This window comes from Erwinia sp. 9145 (assembly GCF_000745075.1).
GTDB lineage: Bacteria > Pseudomonadota > Gammaproteobacteria > Enterobacterales > Enterobacteriaceae > Erwinia > Erwinia oleae.
This window is the reverse complement of sequence record NZ_JQNE01000001.1, coordinates 3461380-3483811: the sequence shown is the minus strand read 5'-3', so window position 1 is coordinate 3483811 and position 22432 is coordinate 3461380. Positions and strand designations below refer to the sequence as shown.

The window sequence follows — 22432 nt, the reverse complement described above, 5'->3', positions numbered from 1 at the left end:
TCTTTATTCAGATAGGGTGGAAACAACCGCCGCAGATTCAGCACTATGACCAAAGCGGTTGCCAATAAGGAAGGCGATAAGGCTTAACAGCAGGGCCGGTACGATAGGATGAAATCCCAGAGGCTGCAACGACAGGCTGGCCAGAAGCGTGTAGCAGCCGGCGCCGACGATCATACTACTCAGCGCGCCCGCAGCGTTGGCTTTTTCCCAATAGAGGCCAAGTACCAGCGGCCAGAGAAAGACGGCTTCAAGGCCGCCAAAGGCGAGCAGGTTCAGCCAGATAATCATATCCGGCGGATTCCATGCGGCCAGCAGCAGCAGCAGGCCCAGCATCAGGGTAATAGCGCCTGAGAGGCGTTTCAATAGCGGCTCATTGTCCATCTGATGCGGGCGGAGGCGTAAAAAAAGATCTTTGACGATGGTTGCCGACGATTGCAACAGTTGCGCGTTGATGGTCGACATAATTGCCGCCATCGGCGCGGCAAGGAAAATTCCCGCAGCGATGGGCGGTAAAACGTGGATCATCAGCGTTGGAATAACCCGATCGGGCACGGTGAGATCGGGCAGGATCGCCCGGCCCAGCGCGCCAGCCAGATGCATGCCAAACATCAGCACCGTCACGACAATCGTCCCTAAAATGATGCCGCGATGAACGGCTTTGCTGTCTTTGTAGGAGATACAGCGCACGGCGGTATGCGGCAGGCCGATAACGCCAAAGCAGACCAGCACGGAGAACGAGGCGAGAAAAGTGGGGCTGAGGATATTATCCACGCCGCCGGCGCTGATCAGCTGTGGGTTGATCTGCGAAAGCTTATCAACGGCACTGTGAAGACCGCCTGCCGCGTGAATAATCGCGAACAGAAGGATGAAGGTCCCAGCCAGCATCACCAGCCCCTGCATGGCATCGTTCAGCACACTGGCGCGAAAGCCGCCAAAAGCGGTATACAGGGCGATGGTACCGCCGAATATCAGCAGGCCGGTGTCGTAAGGAATGCCGGCCGCCGTTTCAAGCAGCCTTGCGCCACCGATAAACTGCACGGTCATTGCACCAATAAAGGCGATCAGCAGGCTGAGGCTGGCAAGCCATACCAGCAGCGGGCTGCGATAGCGCGCAAAAAGCATATCGTTAAGCGTAACGGCATTATAACGACGAGCAAGAATGGCGAATTTTTTTCCCAACACACCCAGCGACAGCCAGACCGCAGGCACCTGCACCATCGACAGTAATACCCAGCCCAGCCCATATTTATAGGCGGCGCCAGGGCCGCCTATAAACGAACTGGCGCTGATATAGGTAGTGGTCAACGTCATGGCAAGAACAAAGCCGCCCATTGACCGGCTGCCGAGAAAATATTCCGACAAAAAGTTGCCTTCATGCCGCTTGCGCATGGCATAAAGAGAAAGCCCGGCCACCAGCAGCAGATAAGCGAGAAGAGGAAGAATAAGTTCAGATTTCACGCTCGTCCTCCAGCGGAATGTCGCGAAATACCAGCCTGATCATCAGCCAGCACAGAATAATAAACAGCAGTGGCACCACCAGGCAGGCCATTTCAAACCAGTGCGGCAGGCCGGTTGGGCCGGGTTTATTATCCATCAGCCAGGCCATCAGCGACCACGCAGCCAGATAGGCTACCGCCAGCCAGAACGACCAGCGCGCTTCACGATGGGCCTGAAGAAAACGCTTGTCCATCTCTCTTCCTCACCCTGAATTCATAAAGAAAAAGGCCGGTCAGACCGGCCTTTTTGGCGAAACGTCAGGCAAATCAGGTTTCCTGAAGGCCGAGTTTCTTCTCCAGATAGTGGATGTTAGTGCCACCCTGCTGGAAGTTTTCATCCGTCATGATCTTCATCTGCAATTCGACATTCACCTTGATGCCGTCGATGATCAGCTCGGCCAGCGCGTTTCTCATACGGGCAATCGCCACGTCACGCGTTTCGCCATAGGTGATCAGCTTGCCGATCATTGAATCATAGTACGGTGGTACGGTATAGCCTGCATAGATGTGTGATTCCCAACGCACGCCGAAGCCGCCGGGCGCGTGAAAACGCGTGATCTTACCAGGGCTTGGCAGGAATGTGTTGGGATCTTCCGCATTGATGCGACACTCTACCGCATGACCGCGGATCACCACGTCGTCCTGTTTGATCGACAGCGGCTGACCGGCTGCAATGCGCAGCTGCTCTTTGATCAGATCCACGCCGGTGATCATCTCCGTCACCGGATGCTCAACCTGAATACGGGTGTTCATCTCAATGAAGTAGAACTCGCCGTTTTCATACAGGAATTCGAACGTACCGGCACCGCGATAGCCAATCTCAATACAGGCTTTGGAGCAGCGCTCACCGATAAAGCGGCGCAGTTCCGGCGTGATGCCCGGCGCAGGCGCTTCTTCCACCACTTTCTGGTGACGACGCTGCATTGAGCAGTCGCGCTCGGCCAGATAGATAGCGTTGCCCTGACCATCGGCCAGTACCTGAATTTCGATATGGCGCGGGTTCTCCAGATACTTTTCCATATAGACCATATCGTTATTGAAAGCCGCTTTCGCTTCCGCACGGGTCATATTAATGGATTGCTCCAAATCTTTGTCGCTGCGCACCACGCGCATGCCGCGACCGCCGCCGCCGCCAGAGGCTTTGATGATAACCGGGTAGCCGATGCGTTGAGCGAAAGCGCGGTTCTTTTCCATATCATCGTTAAGCGGGCCATCGGAACCGGGTACGCACGGCACGCCAGCTTTTTTCATCGCGTTGATGGCGGATACTTTGTCGCCCATCAGGCGGATGGTTTCTGCTTTCGGGCCGATAAAAATAAAGCCGGATCGCTCGACCTGTTCGGCAAAGTCGGCATTTTCCGACAGGAAGCCATAACCGGGGTGGATCGCCACCGCGCCGGTGATTTCCGCCGCGGAAATGAGCGCCGGAATGTTCAGGTAGCTTTTTACTGAAGGGGCAGGGCCGATACAGACGGTTTCATCTGCCAGCAGTACGTGTTTCAAATCGCGATCCGCGCTTGAGTGTACCGCAACGGTTTCAATGCCCAGCTCTTTACAGGCACGAAGAATACGTAGCGCGATTTCGCCACGATTCGCTATAACAATTTTTTCCAGCATGGTTCGCCTCGTTATTCGATGACTACCAGCGGCTCGTCAAATTCAACAGGCTGGCCGCTTTCAACCAGGATCGCTTTTACCACGCCGGACTTGTCGGCTTCGATCTGGTTCATCATTTTCATCGCCTCGACGATACATAGCGTGTCGCCGGCGTTAACTTTCTGGCCGATCTCAACGAATGCGCGAGCGTCAGGACTTGGCGTGCGGTAGAACGTGCCTACCATGGGTGAACGCACGATGTGACCACTGATTTCGGCAGGTGCCGGCGCTTCCATTGCAGGGGTGCTGGCCGGAGCAACGGCAGTAGCCAGTGCTGGCTGTTGCTGCATCATGGGGGCAGCGTAAGCCTGCTGCATCATTGGGTAACCCATGTTGGCCGGAGAGCGACTGATGCGAACGGATTCTTCTCCCTCAGAGATTTCCAGTTCAGCAATGCCTGATTCTTCAACCAGTTCGATCAGTTTTTTAATTTTACGAATATCCATAGATGTGGTTCCGTACTCTGTTTAATGAGGTTGTGACAGGCGTTTTACCGCCGTCTGTAAAGCCCAGGAATAACCATCGGCGCCCAGCCCGCAAATTACGCCGGCAGCTATATCAGAAAGATAAGAATGGTGGCGAAACGGCTCGCGGGCGTGCACGTTAGACAGATGCACTTCAATAAACGGGATGCTTACGGCAAGCAACGCGTCACGAAGCGCTACGCTGGTATGGGTGAAGGCGCCCGGATTGATGACGATATAGTCCACATTGTCTTTTGCTTCATGGATGCGATCGATAAGCGCATGTTCCGCGTTTGACTGGAGATGGCTCAGTTTCACATTCAACGCGTCAGCTTTGGATGCGATGTCGCTGACGATTTCCGCTAATGTCGTCTTCCCGTACTTATCCGGCTCACGTGAGCCAAGCAGATTAAGGTTGGGGCCGTTTAAAAGCAAAATGTGAAACTTATCAGCCATTGCGCTGCTATCTCCTGCGATCTATAAGGCATCGCACAAAATACATCGGTAAATACCGTTTGTCACCTTTCATGATGAAATTTGGCAATTATTCGAGGTCAGGGTCGGGCATTATAATGATTTCGAGGCAATTCGCAGCTAAATACTGGTCTTATCAGCGAAGTTAATCAACTGACCTGGGAGGATGCAGGCGAATACTTTCCAGAACTGCGGCACGGCACGCAGTTCTGGAAGACCGCTATCGCAGCCACTGGCGAAATTTTTTATAGCGCCACGCCAGCAAAATTGCTGCGATAAGCGCATAAATCCAGGGCTGGGGCGAGAAGGTCTTGACTGACCACAGATAGTGCACCGGCGCGAGGATCGCGACCAGATAGATGCCGTTATGCAGCGTTTGCCAGCGCTTGCCCAGACGACGCTGCGCTTTTTGTGGGGACGTCGCCGCCAACAACAGCAATATCACCCAGCTCACGATACCCAGCGTCAGATAAGGACGGGAAACCAGCTCGGAGCCAAGCAGGCCGAGATTATCTATCCCTAACTCCAACAGCGAGTAGCTCACCAGATGCAGCGTTGCCCAGGCAAAGCACCACAGGCCGAGCAGCCGACGAACGCGGATCAGCAGCGGCTGTCTGCCGTAGCGCGCCAGCGGCGTCACCAGCAGCGTACCCAGGAGAAATTTCAGCGCCATGCGCCCGGTAAAGTGCTGAATATCCTTGGCCGGATCGGCGCTCAGCCAGCCCTGATCGATGGACAACAGCAGCCACAGCAGCGGTAGACTACCTGCCAGGTGCAGTACAACTTTCAGCAGCGTTATCTGTTTAAGCGTCAGGCGCACTAGAAATTCTCCCGCAAATCCATGCCACGATAGAGCGACGCCACCTGATCGGCATAACCGTTAAACAACAGAGTGGGTTGCCGTTTGACGTCAAGAATACCGCCTGAGCCGATAAAACGTTCGGTCGCCTGTGACCAGCGCGGGTGATCGACGTGCGGATTGACGTTGCCGTAAAAACCGTATTCATTCGATGCCAGCTGATTCCACGTGGTGGGCGGCATATCCTTCACTAAGGTAATTTTGACGATCGACTTAATGCCCTTAAAGCCGTATTTCCACGGCACCGTCAGGCGGACAGGCGCGCCGTTCTGCGGCGGCAGCGCTTTACCGTAAACGCCGGTGGTCAGCATCGTCAGGGGATGCATCGCTTCATCCAGACGCAGTCCTTCAACGTAGGGATAATCGATACCGCCACCGATAAAGCGATCTTTCTGGCCTGGCATTTCATCAGGCGCATAACGCGTCTGGAAAGCCACATAGCGCGCGTTGCTGGTGGGCTCGACCATTTTCAACAGCTTGCCCAGTTCAAAGCCCACCCAGGGCACCACCATCGACCAGGCCTCAACGCAGCGCATCCGGTAAATTCGCTGCTCAAGCGGAAAGCGTTTAAACAGGTCGTCCATACTCAGGGTGATGGGTTTCGCCACTTCACCGCCGATCTCTATTTTCCAGTCGGTGGTGTTCAGCGTCCCCGCATTGGCGGCCGGATCGGCTTTATCCAGCCCGAACTCATAAAAATTGTTATAACCCGTCACCTTGTCTTCCGGCGTGAGCGTCAGCTTCGCCTGAAACTGCGCAGGTTTGCTGAAATCGAGCGGCTTCCCGGCAGGGGCTTTGGGACGATCGTTGCCCTTAAACCACGCCAGTACATCCGCCTGCACGGCGGTGGGCAGCGACAGCGCGGCTGCGCTGATCCCCAACGTTTTCAGCACCTGGCGGCGACCGTTAAAAATACTTTCCGGGGTAACGTCGCGTTCAGTCAGTTTATCTACAGGTTTCATCGGGTGAGGTCTCCAGGGAGCAGCGAAAAAACAAGAAACGTGACGCGTAGCGCCCCCGGTAAACGACAGGGGGCAAAAAATTAACGAATTTTTACCAGCGTGCGGCCGATTATTTCACCCTTCAGCAGCCTTGCCGCGCCGTCAGCAGCCTCGGCCAGCGCAATCTCACGCGTGGCGTGTTGATAAAACGCCTCAGGCAGCGTTTTGACCAGCCTTTTCCAGGCTTCAACACGGCGCGCCGCTGGCACACTCACTGAGTCGACGCCCTGAAGACGCACGTTGCGTAAAATAAACGGCATGACCGTGGTCGGCAGGGTAAAACCGCCCGCCAGCCCGCAGGCGGCCACCACGCCGCCGTAATTCATCTGCGCCAGCACGGCGGCCAGCACTTTGTCGCCCACCGTATCAATGGCGCCTGCCCAGCGCTGCTTTTCCAGCGGGCGCGAGTCCTGGGTAAACTCATCACGGGAAAGCATTGATGTCGCGCCCAGCTGCCGTAAATAGTCGTGCGTGGTTCCACGGCCGCTGACCGCCGTCACCGTGTAACCCAGCGCGCTGAGCAGGGCGATGGCACTGCTGCCCACGCCGCCGCTGGCGCCGGTTACCAGAATGTCGCCGCTGTCAGGCCGGATGCCGCCCTCTTCGAGCGCCATAACGCAAAGCATTGCGGTAAAGCCCGCCGTGCCGATGATCATCGCTTTGCGGCCGTCCAGCCCTTCCGGCATCGGCACCAGCCAGTCGGCTTTGACCCGCGCCTGTTCAGCAAGGCCGCCCCAGTGATTCTCTCCCACGCCCCAACCGGTAAGCAGCACCGCCTGACCATTATGGAAGCGCGGATCTTCGCTATGGTGAACCTTTCCGGCAAAATCGATGCCGGGAACCATCGGAAACTGACGAATGATTTTTCCTTTCCCGGTAATGGCCAGCGCATCTTTATAGTTAAGACTGGACCAGTCGATATCGACCGTTACTTCACCGGCAGGTAACATCTCTGGCGAAACGGGCTTCACGTGTGCGATGGTCTGGCCGTCTGACTGTTCAAGAACGAGTGCTTGCATGGGATCTCCTGCATAGGCTTTAAAAGTATAAGAAGGTTTTAAAAAGAGTTTACTGACTTTATTGTTAACTATCTTGCGAACAGGTAAGTAAATGCACGAAGGGATGTGATATTTTTCTCTGACGACATCAGCCGAAACTACTTACACTATCAGCAGAAAATTGAGAAAAGCGCTGCTGAAAAACGGGCACAGGGATGCGATTAACAACCAGACTTTCCACGATTATCACGTTAGTGACCGCGCTGGCAACCATGCTGATGCTGGCGGGATGCGTGCTGAGTTTTTTTTATCTGAGCGAGCGCCGCGCGGAGCATCGTTTGCAGTTATTCGCGGAAAACGTCGACAGCGCGCTGCTGCTCAACTCGCCTGAACAAATTGCCCCCGGCATGCGCCTGATGATGGGGCCGCTGCAAATTACGCGCGCAGAACTGCTCGACGGGCAGTCGGTTCGTCTGAAGGTGGGACATCATCAGGATGAGGTGATAGAGGACGAGCCAAATCAGCTTCATCGCACCGTTATTCAACTGAAAAAACACCCGGGTTATTCGCTGAATATTTTGTGGGTGGACACCACGAAGACCTGGCTGCGCTCGTTTATGGGCAGCTTTACCCTGACCGTGGTGGTGGCGATCGCCATCATTATGACGCTGACGCTGCTGCTGATCCACCGCTGGCTGAACCGCCAGCTAAAAGGCATGGAGCAGCTCGAACGCCGCGCCGCAGACGTACTGAAGGGCGAGCGCAGCCAGGTGAGATCCGGCTCGGTTTATGAATGGCCGCCCAAAGCCAGTTCCGCTATCGACCTGCTGCTTTCCGATCTGCATCAGGCGGGGGAGCAGCGCAATCGTATCGATACGTTGATCCGCGCCTTTGCCGCCAGAGATGCCAAAACCGGGCTTAACAACCGGCTGTTTTTCGATAATCAGCTCTCAACAATGCTGGAAGAAAATGACGGTGCCAGCGCGCACGGCATGGTGATGATGATACGTTTGCCGGACTTCGATACGCTGCGTGAAAACGAAGGCAATCACTATTCGCAGGAGTACCTGTTCGATATGGTCAATCTGCTCTCCACCTTTGTCATGCGCTATCCGGGCGCGCTGCTGGCGCGCTATTTTCGCAGCGATTTCACGGTTTTACTGCCGCATCGCAGCCTGAAAGACGCCGACATTATTGCTTCGCAATTGATAAACGCCGTGGATGCGCTGCCACCTAACCGCATGCTGGACCGCGAAGACATGATCCACATTGGTATCAGCGCCTGGCACAGCGGGCAAAGTACGCAGGACGTGATGGACAGTGTGGAGCTGGCAACACGGCAGGCGACGCTGTTGGGCGGCAACAACTGGTCAGTCAGCAACGTTCCGCAGCAAAAATTTTCGCGCGGTAGCGTGAAGTGGCGAACGCTGCTGGAAAATACGCTCAGCCGCGGCGGCCCGCGCCTGTATCAAAAGCCTGCGGTCGATCGCCTGGGCAGCGTGCATCATCGGGAAATCATGCCGCGCATTTTCGATGGCGAGACCGAAGTGCTGGCTGCGGAGTACCTGCCGTTGGTGCAGCAGCTTGGCATGGCGGAAGCCTACGATCGTCAGATGGTGACGCGCATCATTTCCCTGCTGCCGGTCTGGCCGGAAGAAACGCTGGCTGTCCCGTTGACGGTTGATGCGCTTTTAAAGCCGTCATTTCTGAGCTGGCTGCGCGATGTCCTGCTGCAATGCACTAAATTTCAAAGAAATCACATTTTATTTGAACTTGCAGAAGCAGATGTGTGTCAACACATCAATCGTCTTGGCGGCGCGCTGCGTCTGATGCAAGGCTCAGGCTGCCGGATTGCAGTGAATCAGGCGGGCCTGACGGTGGTCAGCGCATCGTATATTAAGCAGTTTGACGTTGAGCTGATCAAGTTGCATCCCGGTCTGGTGCGCAATATTGAACGGCGCACCGAAAACCAGCTCTTCGTGCAGAGCCTGCTTGAGAGCTGTCACGGGACATCAACGCGGGTCTTTGCCGCTGGCGTTCGGGCCAAAACGGAATGGCTGACGCTGGCTGAACTGGGCGTGGCGGGAGGGCAGGGAGATTTCTTTGCATCCTCGGAACTGCTGAGCAGCAACGTGAAAAAATATTCGCAAAGATATCGAGTTTAATCTGCCGTTAAACCCGTTTTCACGTAGAATGGCCGCGCGGCTGTGGTGCCGACGAGAGGTTGTCCTGACGCAGAGTGAGGGCGCCTGAGAATGTAAAATTTTATGTACGTTATACCCGCTTGCCAGCGTGGAAATGAACAGCGAGACCGTTTCGACTGTGGATAGTTTTTGGCGTTGTAAGTCTGGCGTGATATAGCGTATTTTTTCATCGAAGCAGGACGTTTTTGCGCCTTGTCGCTGCCTCATGTGATTGGTAAAGTAAGCGGATTTTATCATCCGCCTCCAGCTTGCAGGATTATCCTTCAGTATGTTTAAAAAATTTCGTGGCATGTTTTCCAACGACTTGTCCATCGACCTGGGTACCGCCAATACCCTGATTTACGTTAAAGGACAGGGCATCGTCTTGAATGAGCCCTCCGTCGTTGCTATCCGCCAGGATCGTGCCGGTTCCCCGAAAAGCGTTGCGGCCGTTGGCCATGACGCTAAGCAGATGCTTGGCCGTACGCCGGGAAATATTGCTGCTATTCGCCCGATGAAAGATGGCGTGATTGCTGATTTCTTCGTGACCGAAAAAATGCTTCAGCACTTTATTAAACAGGTTCACAGCAACAGCTTCATGCGCCCAAGTCCGCGCGTGCTGGTCTGTGTGCCCGTTGGCGCCACGCAGGTTGAGCGTCGTGCAATTCGCGAATCCGCTCAGGGCGCAGGCGCGCGCGAAGTATTCCTGATTGAAGAGCCGATGGCCGCCGCGATTGGCGCCGGCCTGCCGGTGTCAGAAGCGACCGGCTCCATGGTTGTGGATATCGGTGGTGGCACCACGGAAGTGGCGGTGATCTCGCTGAACGGCGTGGTTTACTCCTCTTCCGTGCGTATTGGCGGCGACCGCTTTGATGAAGCCATCATTAATTATGTTCGCCGTAACTACGGTTCGTTGATTGGTGAAGCGACCGCCGAGCGCATCAAGCATGAAATCGGTTCTGCCTATCCGGGCGACGAAGTGCGCGAAATCGAAGTGCGTGGCCGTAATCTGGCCGAAGGCGTGCCGCGCGGCTTTACGCTGAATTCAAACGAAATTCTTGAAGCATTGCAGGAGCCGCTGACCGGTATCGTTAGCGCGGTTATGGTGGCGCTGGAACAGTGTCCGCCTGAACTGGCCTCTGACATCTCCGAGCGCGGCATGGTGCTCACCGGCGGCGGCGCGCTGTTGCGTAACCTCGATCGCCTGCTGATGGAAGAGACGGGCATCCCGGTTGTGGTGGCCGAAGATCCTCTGACCTGCGTAGCGCGCGGCGGTGGTAAAGCGCTGGAAATGATCGACATGCACGGCGGCGATTTGTTCAGCGAAGAATAATCAGCCTGAAGGCGCGCGTGTCTGCGCGCGTCTTTTACCCGATGTCGAGGAAAACGCCGAGTTTATGAAGCCGATTTTCAGTAGGGGGCCTTCCCTACAGTTACGCTTATTTTTAGCGGTCCTGGTGGCAGTAGGCGTCATCATCGCCGACAGCCGCATGGGCGCGTTTACCCAAATTCGCACCTATATGGATACGGCGGTCAGCCCATTCTATTTTCTGGCCAACGGGCCACGTCAGATTCTGGACAGCGTTTCTGAAACGCTCGCCTCTCGTCAGCAGCTTGAACTGGAAAATAAAGCGCTTCAGCGCGAGCTGATGATCAAAAACAGCGAACTTCTGATGCTGGGTCAGTTTAAGCAGGAAAACGCGCGCCTGCGCGAGCTGCTCGGCTCGCCGCTACGTCAGGACGAGCAGAAAATGGTTACCCAGGTGATCTCAGCCGGTACCGATCCCTACACCGATCAGGTGGTGATCGATAAAGGCAGCGTCAACGGCGTCTATGAAGGCCAGCCGGTTATCAGCGACAAGGGCGTGGTGGGGCAGGTCGTGGCGGTAGGGAAAATTACCAGCCGCGTGATGCTGATCTGCGACTCTTCCCATGCGCTGCCTATCCAGGTACTACGCAATGACATTCGCGTGATCGCCGCCGGTAATGGCTGTTCCGAAGAGCTTCAGCTTGAGCACCTGGCAGGGAATATCGACATCCGTCCGGGCGACGTGCTGGTCACCTCCGGGCTGGGTGGCCGCTTCCCGGAAGGCTATCCGGTGGGCGTGGTCTCCTCGGTGAAAGTGGATACGCAGCGCGCCTATACCGTCATTCAGGCGCGGCCTACCGCTGGCCTTCAGCGTCTGCGCTACCTGTTGCTGCTGTGGGGTGCCGATCGTAACGGCAGTATGCCGCTGGCACCGCCCGAAGTGCATCGGGTGGCGAATGAACGCCTGATGCAGATGATGCCGCAGGTGCTGCCGACCGCAGGCGAAACGGTCGGGCCGCCCGCACCCGGCGCAGTGCAGAATAACGCTGCGCCAGCCGCAGCCGGAGGCCAGCCTTGAGCAGCTATCGCAGTCACGGCAGATGGGTTGTCTGGCTGTCGTTTCTGATTGCGCTCTCGCTACAGATTATGCCGTGGCCGGAACAACTTTACATGTTCCGCCCCTCCTGGCTGCTGCTGATCCTGATTTACTGGGTGCTGGCGCTGCCGCATCGCGTTAATGTCGGTACGGGCTTCCTTATGGGATCTATAATGGATCTTATTTCTGGTTCAACGCTGGGCGTGCGCGCGCTGGCACTCAGTATTGTGGCTTATCTGGTGGCCTTTAAATTTCAACTGTTCCGCAACCTCGCGCTCTGGCAGCAGGCGCTGATGGTGATGGTGCTGTCGCTGGCAACGAGCGTCATTATTTTTTGGGCGGAGTTTCTGGTGATTAACGTCTCGTTCCGTCCGGAAATTTTCTGGAGCAGCGTAATTGACGGCATCCTCTGGCCCTGGTTGTTCTTACTGATGAGAAAAATACGCCGCCAGTTCGCCGTTCAATAAGGAAGATTATGGTATCCCTTTATCTGGCCTCTGGTTCCCCTCGTCGCCGCGAGTTGTTGACGCAGCTTGGTCTGCGCTTCGAACGCCTCTCCTCGCAAATTGAAGAAAGCAGACGTCCTGATGAAGAGGCGGAAGCCTACGTTCGTCGCCTTGCGCGTGAGAAAGCGCAGGCTGGCGTAGCGGTTGCGCCGCAGGATCTGCCCGTTCTGGGCGCCGATACTATCGTTGTGCTGCATAGCGAGGTGCTGGAAAAACCCGCCAGCGCGTCTGACGCGGCCGCCATGCTGGCGAAGCTGTCGGGGCAAACGCACCGCGTGCTGACCGCCGTGGCGCTGGCTGACAGACAGCACCAACTGGAGTGTCTGACCGTCACCGACGTCACCTTTCGCACGCTGACCGACGCGGACATCGCAGGCTATATCGCCAGCGGCGAGCCGATGGATAAAGCGGGCGGATACGGCATTCAGGGACTGGGCGGAAATTTCGTCCGCAAGATCAACGGCAGCTACCACGCTGTGGTTGGGCTGCCGCTGGTGGAAACCGCCGAGCTGCTCAGCCACTTTGAATCACTGCGTGAAGTGGGGGAGAAAAATGACGGCTGAACTGCTGGTAAATATTACGCCTGGCGAAACCCGCGTTGCCTATATTGACGGCGGCATCCTTCAGGAAATCCATATCGAGCGTGAAGCGCGTCGCGGCATCGTAGGCAATATCTATAAAGGGCGCGTCAGTCGCGTGCTGCCGGGCATGCAGGCGGCCTTCGTCGATATTGGCCTGGAGAAAGCGGCGTTTCTGCACGCTTCCGACATTATGCCGCACACCGAATGCGTGGCGGGTGATGAAAAGAAAAACTTTGTGGTGCGCGATATTTCAGAGCTGGTGCGCCAGGGACAGGATCTGATGGTGCAGGTGGTGAAAGATCCGCTCGGCACCAAAGGCGCGCGGCTCACCACCGACATCACGCTGCCGTCGCGCTACCTGGTCTTTATGCCCGGCGCATCGCACGTAGGCGTCTCGCAGCGTATCGAAAGCGAAGCGGAGCGTGAGCGGCTGAAATCCGTGGTGTCCTCCTACTGCGACGAACTGGGCGGCTACATTATCCGCACTGCGGCGGAAGGCGTTGGCGAAGTGGAGCTGGCGTCTGACGCTGCCTTCCTCAAGCGGCTATGGACGAAGGTGCTGGAGCGTAAAAAGCGCAACCAGACGCGCTACCGTTTGTACGGCGAAGTGGCGCTGTCGCAGCGCATCCTGCGTGATTTTGCAGGCGCCGCGCTGGATCGCGTGCGCGTGGATTCACGGATTACGTATGAGCAACTTATTGAGTTCACAGGCGAATACATCCCGGAGATGAGCGCGAAGCTGGAACTGTACACGGGTACACAGCCGATTTTTGATCTCTTCGATGTGGAAAATGAAATCCAGCGCTCGCTCGATCGCAAAGTGGAATTGAAGTCCGGCGGCTACCTGATTATCGATCAGACCGAGGCGATGACCACCATTGATATTAATACTGGTGCCTTTGTCGGCCATCGCAACCTCGACGAAACCATTTTCAATACGAATATTGAAGCGACCCAGGCGATTGCCCGTCAGCTACGTCTGCGTAACCTCGGCGGCATCATCATTATCGACTTTATCGACATGAGCAACGAAGACCACCGTCGCCGGGTACTGCATTCGCTGGAGCAGGCGCTGAGCAAGGATCGCGTGAAAACCGGTATCAATAACTTCTCGCAGCTTGGGCTGGTGGAGATGACCCGCAAGCGCACGCGGGAAAGCATTGAGCACGTGCTTTGTCAGGAGTGTCCGTCCTGTAAAGGCCGCGGCACGCTGAAAACGGTGGAAACGGTGTGTTATGAAATCCTGCGTGAGATTGTCCGCGTTCACCATGCTTACGACTCCGATCGTTTTCTGGTTTACGTCTCGCCGGCGGTGGGCGAGGCACTGAAGACCGACGAATCCCACGCGCTGGCCGAAGTCGAAATATTCGTTGGTAAACAGGTGAAAGTTCAGATTGAACCCCTCTATACTCAGGAACAGTTTGACGTAGTCATGATGTAATGTTGTCGTTCAGGTCCGCCGTTGCGGAAGTCATGGAGAGGTGTGTGTGAGGCAATTGCCGAGGATTCTGCTGCTTGCCGGCGCGATTATCGTTGTCGTTGTTGCGCTGCTGGTGAGCGGGCTGCGTCTGGTTATGCCGCACCTGGACAGCTGGCGCGAACCGATCCTGAAGCACGTCTCCTCCGCCATCAATATGCCTGTCCAGGCTACCGTGCTGCATGGCCAGTGGGCGAACTTCGGCCCGGTTCTTGATATCGGCGATCTCCACGTTGGCTTGCAGGACGGCGGCGAGCTGAACGTCGGGCGGGTGTCGCTGGCGCTGGATGTCTGGCAGTCGCTGCTGCATCTGCGCTGGCAGTTCCGCAATCTTACTTTTTACCAGCTTCGGCTGGCGACCAATACGCCGCTGACCATTGGCGACAACGCCAAAATTGAACTGAAACCCGGTCAGATCAACGATCTTTTCCTTCGCCAGTTTGACCATTTCGACCTGCGCGACAGTGAGATCAGCTTCCTGACGCCGTCCGGCCAACGCGCGCGCCTGGATATTCCACAATTGACCTGGCTTAACGAACGAACCCGCCATCGCGCTGAAGGGTTGGTTAATCTGTCGAGCTTTACCGGCCAGCACGGCGAAGTGCAGGTGCGGCTCGATCTCAGCGACAGTAACGGATATCTGGACACCGGCCGCGTGTGGATGCAGGCCGAGGACGTAGACGTGCGCCCCTGGCTGGGAAAATGGATGCGCGACAATACCACGCTCAATCGCGCCCGCTTCAGTCTTGCCGCCTGGATGACCCTGAAAGAGGGCGAGCTTTATGAAGGTGACGTGCAGCTTAAAAAAGGCGGCGCGGGCTGGCAGGGCGACAGGCAACCCCACACGCTGACCGTCGATAATGTTACCGCGCATATCACCCGCTTCAACAGCGGCTGGCGTATTCATCTGCCGCAAACCAACCTGGTGACCGATGGGAAGCGCTGGCCGAACGGGCAGCTTTCACTGCTCTGGCAGCCGGAAAGCGGCCTGCTTCCCGGCCCGGAACATAACGAAGAGGTGCGCTTTCGCGCCACCAACCTGGATCTGGAACGCATCGATCCTATTATTCCGCTTTTCGCCGGTATGACGCCAGGGCTGCTGGAAAACTGGCGCGCGCTGCAACCACGCGGCCTGCTGAAAGTGCTGGCGGTGGACGTGCCCGTTAAGCAGCCGGAGCACATGCGTTTCCAGGCACGCTGGCAGGATCTGCGCTGGCAGCACTGGGAACTGCTGCCGGGCATGGAACATCTTGACGGTGAGGTCGCTGGCGGCGTGTCCGACGGACAGCTGCGCTTCAACCTTAATAACGCCACGCTGCCGTACGGCGACATGTTCCGTGCGCCGCTGGACGTTGCCCACGCCAGCGGCACCCTCGACTGGCGTTATGACAAAGACAATATCACCCTCAGCGGTAAGGATCTGGATGTGCAGGCGCGCTCGCTGTGGGCTAAAGGCGACTTCAAATGGGCGCAAAACAGCGGGCAGCCGCCAAGGCTGGATATTCTTGCCGGGATCAACGTCACCAACGCGGCCGATGCCTGGCGCTACTTCCCCGAACCACTAATGGGCACAGCGCTGGTCAATTATCTCAGCGGCGCCATTAAAGGCGGCCAGGCGCGTAATGCATCGCTGGTTTTTGCCGGTAATCCGGAACTTTTCCCGTTTAAACATAACGACGGGCTGTTCCAGGTTTGGGTGCCGCTCAAAAATGCTACCTATGCGTTTCAGCCAGGCTGGCCCGCGCTTGAGAACCTCGATATCAACCTGGATTTCGTTAACGACGGCCTGTGGATGAAGGCCAGCGAGGCGAAGCTGGGCAAGGTACAGGGGAAAAATATTTCTGCGGTCATTCCTGACTATCTGAAAGAGAAACTGATTATCGATGGTGATATCAGTGGTGAAGGCAAGGACGTTGGCGACTACTTTAATCAGACACCGTTAAAACCTTCTTTAGGCGCTGCCCTCGATGAGCTTCAGGTTACAGGGAATGTGGGTGGTCACTTACATTTAGACATTCCGCTGGATGGCGAAGAAGTGCGCGCCACCGGCGACGTGAACCTTCATAATAACGCGCTGTTTATCAAACCGCTGGAAAGCACGCTCCATCAGCTTAACGGGCGTTTCACTTATGATAACGGCAATCTGCAAAGCGGGCCGCTCACCGCCACCTGGTTTGGTCAGCCCATTGACGCCAGCTTTAACACCAAAGAAGCGGCGAAAGAGTATCAGATTGGCGTGGACGTGAAGGGCGACTGGCAGCCGGGTAAAATCGACGCCGTACCGGCGGCGCTGCGTGAAAAAATCGGCGGCACCGCCAGCTGGAAAAGCGATGTGCAGATCGCCTTGCCGCATGCGGGCGGCGCGAATTACACCATTGCCGTGGATGGCGACCTGAAGAATGTAAGTAGTCACTTACCTTCTCCGCTTGATAAAAAACAGGGCGACGCGATGCCGGTAAAAGCTATTGCAAAAGGCGATCTCGCCTCATTTAACCTGAGCGGCTCAGTCGGTAGCGATCACCGCTTTAACAGCCGGTGGTTGTTAGGTAAGCAGCTTAAAATCGAGCGCGGTATCTGGGAAAACACCACCCGCCGCACGCCGCCCTTGCCGCAGTCTGCGGGCATGGTGCTGAACCTGCCGCCGCTGGACGGGGCCGCGTGGCTTGGTCTGGTGGGCGCGGGCGGCGATCAATCAGCCGGCAAAAGCGGAAAATCGCTGATACCGGGAAATATTATCCTGCGCACGCCTGCCCTGATGCTGGCGGGCCAGCAGTGGCGCGATCTTGACGTGACGCTCAGCCAGACGATGGCGGGAAATACTCAGGTCACGGCGAAAGGCAAAGAGATCAACGGCACCTTAGCCATCAATGGCAATTCGCCCTGGGTTGGGCATCTGAACTATCTCTATTACAACCCGGAGTGGGCCGCGCAGAAGGGCGCCTCGCCGATGCCGGACGACGCCAGCGCGATCGATTTCAGCAGCTGGCCCGCGCTCAACATCACCTGTGACGAGTGCTGGCTGCGCGGGCAAAAATTTGGCCGGATGCAGGCAGATTTTGCCCACACTCACGACACGCTTTCGCTGAAAAACGGCCTGATTGACTCCGGCAGTTCGCGCCTGACGGTCAATGGCGAATGGGTTAATCGTCCTGGTTCGCAGCGCGCCGCCCTGAAAGGCGTGCTGAGCGGTAAAAAAATTAACGACGCCACCAACTGGTTTGGCGTGAACTCGCCGCTGCGCGATGCGCCGTTTAACATTGATTACGATCTGCACTGGCAGTCGGCGCCCTGGCAACCGTCGGAGAATACGCTGAGTGGCGTGTTGAAAACGCACTTCGGCGCGGGGGAAATTGCTGATGTTAATACCGGGCGAGCCGGGCAGCTGCTGCGGCTGGTGAGCTTTGATGCGCTGCTGCGCAAACTGCGGCTCGACTTCAGCGACACCTTTAATCAGGGCTTCTATTTTGACTCTATCAGCGGCACGGCCTGGATCGAAAAAGGGGTGATGCGTACCGACAACCTGCTGGTGGATGGCCTGGAAGCGGATATCGCCATGCAGGGCAAAATGGATCTGGTGAAGCGTCAGATCGATATGGAAGCGGTGGTAGCGCCGGAAATTTCGGCCACCGTCGGCGTGGCGGCGGCGTTTGCGGTCAACCCGGTGGTGGGCGCGGCGGTATTTGCCGCCAGCAAGGTGCTCGCGCCGCTGTGGAATAAGATCTCTGTTCTGCGCTATCACATCTCCGGTCCCATCGACAAACCACAGATCGATGAAGTCCTTCGCAAGCCGCGTGAGAAGAGCAACAGGTGAATTTGACGTGACTGCTTAATTGCCTCAGGCTATAGAGATGCGACGCCAGGCGACTGGCTCATCCAAACAGAGCGAGAACCCATGAGTCTGAATCTGGTAAGTGAGCAGTTACTAACTGCTAATAATATAAATCAACAGGATCTCTTTTCCCTGCTCGGTCAGCTTTCCGAACGTAAGCTGGACTATGCCGATCTCTATTTTCAATCCAGCTACCACGAATCCTGGGTGCTGGAAGACCGCATTATTAAAGACGGTTCCTGGAACATCGACCAGGGCGTCGGCGTGCGTGCCGTCAGCGGTGAAAAAACCGGCTTTGCCTATGCCGATCAAATTACACTGAATGCGCTGACGCAAAGTGCCCGCGCCGCACGCAGCATCGTGCGCGAACAGGGCAACGGTAAATCGCATACGCTCGGCGCGGTGGTAAACCGCTCGCTGTACACCACTGCCGATCCGCTGCAAAGCCTGACCCGTGAAGAGAAAATCGCCCTGCTACACAGCGTGGACAAGGCCGCCCGCGCTGCCGATAAGCGCGTGCAGGAGGTCAGCGCCAGCCTGAGCGGCGTCTACGAGCTGGTGCTGGTGGCGGCAACGGACGGTACGCTGGCGACCGACGTGCGTCCGCTGGTGCGGCTTTCCGTCAGCGTGCAGGTGGAAGAAAACGGCAAACGCGAGCGCGGCTCCAGCGGCGGCGGCGGCCGATTTGGTTATGAATTTTTCCTCGCTAACGAAGCGGGCGAAACGCGGGCGGAAGCCTGGGCGCGTGAAGCCGTGCGCATGGCGCTGGTCAACCTGAGCGCCGTTGCCGCACCGGCCGGTGCGCTGCCGGTAGTACTGGGCGCGGGCTGGCCTGGCGTGCTGCTGCACGAAGCGGTCGGACACGGGCTGGAAGGCGATTTTAACCGTCGCGGCACTTCGGTATTCAGCGGACAGATGGGCCAGAAAGTGGCGTCTGAGCTGTGTACCGTGGTGGACGATGGCACTATAGAAGGGCTGCGCGGTTCTCTGGCGGTCGATGATGAAGGCGTGCCGGGTCAGTACAACGTGCTGATTGAAAACGGTATGCTGAAAGGCTACATGCAGGATAAGCTCAACGCGCGCCTGATGGGCGTCAGTCCTACCGGCAACGGTCGCCGTGAGTCCTACGCGCATTTGCCGATGCCGCGCATGACTAACACTTATATGCTGGCGGGCCAGTCGACGCCGGAAGACATTATCGCAAGCGTTGATTACGGCATCTGGGCACCCAATTTTGGCGGCGGACAGGTGGATATCACCTCCGGTAAATTCGTTTTCTCAACCTCGGAAGCCTATCTGATTGAAAACGGTAAGGTGACCAAACCGGTGAAGGGTGCGACGCTGATCGGCTCCGGCATTGAAGCCATGCAGCAAATCTCCATGGTCGGCAACGATCTGGCGCTGGATAAAGGCGTGGGCGTTTGCGGCAAAGAGGGTCAGAGCGTGCCGGTCGGCGTGGGTCAGCCAACGCTGAAGCTGGACAGGCTGACCGTTGGCGGAACGGCCTGATCTCACGGCGTCGCCCGATGGGCGGCGTCTGGCGCCAGCGAATGGCACCCTGAGTAAGGCATGCGTGTTGAGGGGGTTTTATGCTTTTGTATCAGTTCAGTAAAGGCACTAATCCACGCCGGGTCATTATTTATATAGCTGAAAAAGGCCTGGTTATCCCACGGTACGAACTTGATTATCTGAATGGCGAGCACCGCTCCGCTGAGTATCTCAGCATTAACCCTTCGGGGCGGGCGCCCACCTTGCTCACGGACTCGGGCGTTGCCATAAACGATTCCGCAGCCATTATAGAATATCTGGAAGAGATTTTTCCTCACAATACCATGACAGGAACCGATCCTGTTTCACGGGCGCGTGTCCGTGCGCTGGAGCGGCTGGGGAGCGATCTTGTGGCGCGAGGCCAGCTGTGGTTATGGAATATCACCCCTGCTTTTCCGAAGAAAGAAGCTGCGCCGTCAAAAGCAACGGCGGATCGATTATTTGCTTATATCACAGAGCTGTTGAATGTGCTGGAAGAGGAAGTGGGTGAGAATGCGTTCCTGGCCGGCGAGCAACCGACAATAGCTGACTTCACCACTTTTCCCATTTTCCAGACCGCGCGAGAAAGATTTGACCTCTCATTCGGCAACGATCACCCGCGTCTTGATGCCTGGTATAAGCGTTTTCGGGCAAGGCCGGCTGCCGATTATTAAACATTCCGCGCCATGTCTTTCATGATGTCGGCGACCCTATCAAAATACTCTGTCAGATAGTTAATACAGACATGCACTTTTAACGGCAGCTTGTCCTTTTGCGTAAAGAGCGCGTAGACCGGCCGCGGCGCCGAATAGTACTGACCAAACAGGATATCCACTTTACCGGCGTTGATTTCGTCAATCACCCACATCAGCGGCACATAAGCGATGCCACACCCGGCCACCAGCCAGCGCAACAGCGTTTGCGAGTCGTTGGTAATAAAGCGCCCCTGCGGCGAAAGCCGTATGGAACTGCCCTCCTGGGCGGTCATTTCAAAGTCGTTATCCGGCCGTACGCTGTACTCCAGCCACGAAAAATTACCGATGTCGCCCGGTTTCTCCGGCGTGCCGTGCTGCGCCAGATAGCTTCTGGCGGCGCATACCACCATTGGCATGGAGCCCAGCCTTTTCGAGAACAGGCTGGAGTCCTGCAATGCGCCGACGCGGATCACCAAATCGAGCCCGTTGGCGATGGGATCGGGCGCCGGACTGCCGGTCATCACGTTAACGGTCAGTCCCGGATACTCTTTCAGCATGTCGGCGGTCATGGTTGCCAGCACGTTTTGCGCCATCGTTGAGGAACTGCCAATGCGCAGTGTGCCGACCGGCGTGTTGTTGAAAGCATAGAGCTGTTCGTGCGCCTGCTGCGCTTCCGACATCATCCGGCGGCAGCCCTGGAAAAAAATCTTCCCGGCTTCGGTCAGGCCGAGACTGCGGGTGCTACGATTAAGCAGCTTTACCTGAAGTTCATTCTCCAGCTTCGCCACCGCCTGGCTGACGGCGGAAACGCTCATTTTGAGCTGGTGTGCCGCGGCGGTAAATGAACCCAGTTCCACCACGCGTGCGAACACGGACATACCTTTTAGTTTTTCCATTGTTAACTCTGGCTTAAAAGTGATTTAGATCACATTTAGTAGAAAACATATAGTAAGCCGCGTTACTATAGCACTGCCGGACCACTTCGCCGTCGCTCGCCCGCCTTTGTTGCGTGTCATTTTTCAACGCACGCCTGCCCCAGGCGTCATCCCGTGACTATCAACATGCTTCCCATTATCGGGCGCGTGACGTGTGGCAAAAGACGTGGAACCGGTTGAGGAACATTAAGGAATCGATATGAGCGTGCTGCCGGTTATGGTTATTTTTGGGCTCTCTTTTCCGCCCATCTTTTTTGAAATTATTGTGTCACTGATGCTGTTCTGGCTGGTGCGTCGTCTGCTTACGCCGACCGGCATCTATGATTTTGTCTGGCATCCCGCGCTGTTCAATACTGCGCTGTTCTGCTGTCTGTTCTGGCTGGTTACCCGGTTGTTCGTTTGAGGTTGCAATGAAAGCGCTAACAAAAAAAATCACTCGTTTTGCTCTTACCCTCATTTTAGTGATTATCGCCATCGTCGTCATTTTCCGTGTCTGGGTGTTTTATACCGAGTCGCCGTGGACGCGCGATGCGAAATTCACTGCGGATATTGTGGCGATTGCGCCTGACGTCAGCGGCCTGATCACCGACGTTCGCGTGCGTGACAACCAACTGGTGAAAAAGGATCAGGTGCTGTTCGTTATCGACAGGCCACGCTATCAACAGGCGTTGGATCAGGCCGAAGCGGACGTGGGTTACTACCAGGCGCTGGTCAATGAAAAGCGGCGTGAAGCGTCGCGCCGCAACCAGTTGGGCGTTTCTGCGATGTCGCGCGAGGCCATTGAGCAGTCAAATAATGATTACCAGACCAGCGAACATCAGCTGGCGAAGGCCGTGGCCACGCGCAATACCGCGAAGCTCGATCTGGAGCGAACCGAGGTGAAAGCGCCCGCCGACGGCTGGATAACCAACCTTAACGTCTACCGGGGCGAATTTATTACGCGCGGTTCAACGGCCGTGGCGCTGGTTCAGCAACACAGCTTTTACGTGCTGGCTTACATGGAAGAAACCAAGCTGGACGGTATTCGCCCCGGCTATCGCGTCGAAATCACGCCGCTCGGCAGCAACCGCGTGCTGCACGGAACGGTGGACAGCATTGCCGCAGGCGTGACCAACAGCAGCAGCAGCATCGACAGCAAAGGCATGGCGACCATTGATTCGAATCTGGAGTGGGTGCGCCTGGCGCAGCGAGTGCCGGTGCGTATTCATCTCGATCGGCAGCAGGGCAACCTTTATCCTTCCGGCACCACCGCCACGGTCGTGGTGACGGGTGAAAACGATCGCCGCGTGAAAGATCGCTCGCCGTTGATGCAGCTGATGCATCGCCTGCGAGAGTTCGGCTAAGCG

The 22432-nt window shown here is 56.5% G+C and carries 20 protein-coding genes; 11 read left to right on the top strand and 9 right to left on the bottom strand.

The window, feature by feature from the left end; translation table 11 throughout:
• Window positions 1–3: 3 nt before the first annotated feature.
• The 8 genes from panF to FA91_RS16375 all read right to left on the bottom strand — a co-directional run bounded on the left by panF (window position 4) and on the right by FA91_RS16375 (window position 6969).
• Window positions 4–1458, bottom strand: a complete 1455-nt coding sequence (gene panF, locus FA91_RS16410) for a sodium/pantothenate symporter (RefSeq protein WP_034917399.1) — start codon at window positions 1456–1458, stop codon at window positions 4–6.
• Window positions 1448–1690 (bottom strand): YhdT family protein, encoded by a 243-nt coding sequence (locus FA91_RS16405; protein WP_034917398.1) that lies wholly within the window; start codon window positions 1688–1690, stop codon window positions 1448–1450. Before FA91_RS16405 ends, panF begins: the two co-directional genes overlap by 11 nt.
• Window positions 1691–1763: 73 nt before the next feature.
• Window positions 1764–3113 carry an acetyl-CoA carboxylase biotin carboxylase subunit gene (gene accC / locus FA91_RS16400; protein WP_034917397.1) on the bottom strand — a complete coding sequence of 450 codons (1350 nt, stop codon included), beginning with the start codon at window positions 3111–3113 and terminating at the stop codon, window positions 1764–1766.
• Window positions 3114–3124: 11 nt separating this feature from the next.
• A complete protein-coding gene (accB, locus tag FA91_RS16395) occupies window positions 3125–3598 on the bottom strand; it encodes an acetyl-CoA carboxylase biotin carboxyl carrier protein (RefSeq protein WP_034917395.1) in 474 nt (157 codons plus the stop codon).
• A gap of 21 nt (window positions 3599–3619) precedes the next feature.
• Complete coding sequence (gene aroQ / locus FA91_RS16390; protein ID WP_034917393.1) at window positions 3620–4072, bottom strand: type II 3-dehydroquinate dehydratase; 453 nt, start codon at window positions 4070–4072, stop codon at window positions 3620–3622.
• Window positions 4073–4310: 238 nt separating this feature from the next.
• A complete protein-coding gene (gene msrQ, locus FA91_RS16385; protein WP_034917391.1) occupies window positions 4311–4910 on the bottom strand; it encodes a protein-methionine-sulfoxide reductase heme-binding subunit MsrQ in 600 nt (199 codons plus the stop codon).
• Window positions 4910–5911: a protein-methionine-sulfoxide reductase catalytic subunit MsrP gene (gene msrP, locus FA91_RS16380; RefSeq protein ID WP_034917388.1), complete on the bottom strand. Its 1002-nt coding sequence runs from the start codon at window positions 5909–5911 to the stop codon at window positions 4910–4912. The genes msrQ and msrP overlap by 1 nt, the downstream gene beginning before the upstream one ends.
• An 80-nt stretch (window positions 5912–5991) precedes the next feature.
• Window positions 5992–6969, bottom strand: coding sequence for an oxidoreductase (locus FA91_RS16375; RefSeq protein ID WP_034917386.1), 978 nt, complete (start codon window positions 6967–6969; stop codon window positions 5992–5994).
• A gap of 194 nt (window positions 6970–7163) precedes the next feature.
• Between FA91_RS16375 and csrD the strand changes: the two genes are divergently transcribed.
• From csrD to FA91_RS16330, 9 genes are all read left to right on the top strand, one after another.
• Window positions 7164–9113: an RNase E specificity factor CsrD gene (gene csrD, locus FA91_RS16370; RefSeq protein ID WP_034917383.1), complete on the top strand. Its 1950-nt coding sequence runs from the start codon at window positions 7164–7166 to the stop codon at window positions 9111–9113.
• A gap of 307 nt (window positions 9114–9420) precedes the next feature.
• Complete coding sequence (mreB, locus tag FA91_RS16365; RefSeq protein ID WP_003855260.1) at window positions 9421–10464, top strand: rod shape-determining protein MreB; 1044 nt, start codon at window positions 9421–9423, stop codon at window positions 10462–10464.
• A 64-nt stretch (window positions 10465–10528) separates the two neighbouring features.
• Entirely contained in the window at window positions 10529–11518 is a 990-nt protein-coding gene (gene mreC, locus FA91_RS16360; RefSeq protein ID WP_034917381.1) for a rod shape-determining protein MreC, read from the top strand.
• On the top strand, window positions 11515–12003 hold the full coding sequence (mreD, locus tag FA91_RS16355; RefSeq protein ID WP_034917380.1) for a rod shape-determining protein MreD: 489 nt from the start codon (window positions 11515–11517) through the stop codon (window positions 12001–12003). Before mreC ends, mreD begins: the two co-directional genes overlap by 4 nt.
• Before the next feature lie 8 nt (window positions 12004–12011).
• Entirely contained in the window at window positions 12012–12605 is a 594-nt protein-coding gene (locus FA91_RS16350) for a Maf family protein (protein ID WP_034917377.1), read from the top strand.
• Window positions 12595–14064: a ribonuclease G gene (rng, locus tag FA91_RS16345; RefSeq protein WP_034917375.1), complete on the top strand. Its 1470-nt coding sequence runs from the start codon at window positions 12595–12597 to the stop codon at window positions 14062–14064. Before FA91_RS16350 ends, rng begins: the two co-directional genes overlap by 11 nt.
• A 46-nt stretch (window positions 14065–14110) precedes the next feature.
• Complete coding sequence (yhdP, locus tag FA91_RS16340) at window positions 14111–17911, top strand: AsmA2 domain-containing protein YhdP (protein ID WP_034917374.1); 3801 nt, start codon at window positions 14111–14113, stop codon at window positions 17909–17911.
• Window positions 17912–17992: 81 nt separating this feature from the next.
• The gene (gene tldD / locus FA91_RS16335) at window positions 17993–19438 is read left to right on the top strand and encodes a metalloprotease TldD (protein WP_034917371.1); all 1446 of its coding nucleotides are present in this window, start codon (window positions 17993–17995) and stop codon (window positions 19436–19438) included.
• A gap of 80 nt (window positions 19439–19518) precedes the next feature.
• The gene (locus tag FA91_RS16330) at window positions 19519–20130 is read left to right on the top strand and encodes a glutathione binding-like protein (RefSeq protein ID WP_034917368.1); all 612 of its coding nucleotides are present in this window, start codon (window positions 19519–19521) and stop codon (window positions 20128–20130) included.
• On the opposite strand, the gene aaeR is transcribed toward FA91_RS16330, so the two are convergent.
• Complete coding sequence (aaeR, locus tag FA91_RS16325) at window positions 20127–21047, bottom strand: HTH-type transcriptional activator AaeR (RefSeq protein ID WP_034917366.1); 921 nt, start codon at window positions 21045–21047, stop codon at window positions 20127–20129. The genes FA91_RS16330 and aaeR overlap by 4 nt on opposite strands.
• A gap of 238 nt (window positions 21048–21285) precedes the next feature.
• Here aaeR and aaeX point away from each other — a divergent pair, with 238 nt between their 5' ends.
• Window positions 21286–21489 carry a p-hydroxybenzoic acid efflux pump operon protein AaeX gene (aaeX, locus tag FA91_RS16320; RefSeq protein ID WP_034917365.1) on the top strand — a complete coding sequence of 68 codons (204 nt, stop codon included), beginning with the start codon at window positions 21286–21288 and terminating at the stop codon, window positions 21487–21489.
• 7 nt (window positions 21490–21496) lie between these two features.
• Complete coding sequence (aaeA, locus tag FA91_RS16315; RefSeq protein WP_034917362.1) at window positions 21497–22429, top strand: p-hydroxybenzoic acid efflux pump subunit AaeA; 933 nt, start codon at window positions 21497–21499, stop codon at window positions 22427–22429.
• Window positions 22430–22432: the final 3 nt, after the last annotated feature.

Coding starts and splice junctions, on each gene's coding strand:
- accC (WP_034917397.1), bottom strand. CDS start 3,113: ATGCTGGAAAAAATTGTTATAGCGAATCGTGGCGAAATCGCGCTACGT.
- aaeX (WP_034917365.1), top strand. CDS start 21,286: ATGAGCGTGCTGCCGGTTATGGTTATTTTTGGGCTCTCTTTTCCGCCC.
- mreB (WP_003855260.1), top strand. CDS start 9,421: ATGTTTAAAAAATTTCGTGGCATGTTTTCCAACGACTTGTCCATCGAC.
- FA91_RS16405 (WP_034917398.1), bottom strand. CDS start 1,690: ATGGACAAGCGTTTTCTTCAGGCCCATCGTGAAGCGCGCTGGTCGTTC.
- aaeA (WP_034917362.1), top strand. CDS start 21,497: ATGAAAGCGCTAACAAAAAAAATCACTCGTTTTGCTCTTACCCTCATT.
- tldD (WP_034917371.1), top strand. CDS start 17,993: ATGAGTCTGAATCTGGTAAGTGAGCAGTTACTAACTGCTAATAATATA.
- accB (WP_034917395.1), bottom strand. CDS start 3,598: ATGGATATTCGTAAAATTAAAAAACTGATCGAACTGGTTGAAGAATCA.
- rng (WP_034917375.1), top strand. CDS start 12,595: ATGACGGCTGAACTGCTGGTAAATATTACGCCTGGCGAAACCCGCGTT.
- FA91_RS16375 (WP_034917386.1), bottom strand. CDS start 6,969: ATGCAAGCACTCGTTCTTGAACAGTCAGACGGCCAGACCATCGCACAC.
- aaeR (WP_034917366.1), bottom strand. CDS start 21,047: ATGGAAAAACTAAAAGGTATGTCCGTGTTCGCACGCGTGGTGGAACTG.
- FA91_RS16350 (WP_034917377.1), top strand. CDS start 12,012: ATGGTATCCCTTTATCTGGCCTCTGGTTCCCCTCGTCGCCGCGAGTTG.
- msrP (WP_034917388.1), bottom strand. CDS start 5,911: ATGAAACCTGTAGATAAACTGACTGAACGCGACGTTACCCCGGAAAGT.
- mreC (WP_034917381.1), top strand. CDS start 10,529: ATGAAGCCGATTTTCAGTAGGGGGCCTTCCCTACAGTTACGCTTATTT.
- csrD (WP_034917383.1), top strand. CDS start 7,164: ATGCGATTAACAACCAGACTTTCCACGATTATCACGTTAGTGACCGCG.
- FA91_RS16330 (WP_034917368.1), top strand. CDS start 19,519: ATGCTTTTGTATCAGTTCAGTAAAGGCACTAATCCACGCCGGGTCATT.
- aroQ (WP_034917393.1), bottom strand. CDS start 4,072: ATGGCTGATAAGTTTCACATTTTGCTTTTAAACGGCCCCAACCTTAAT.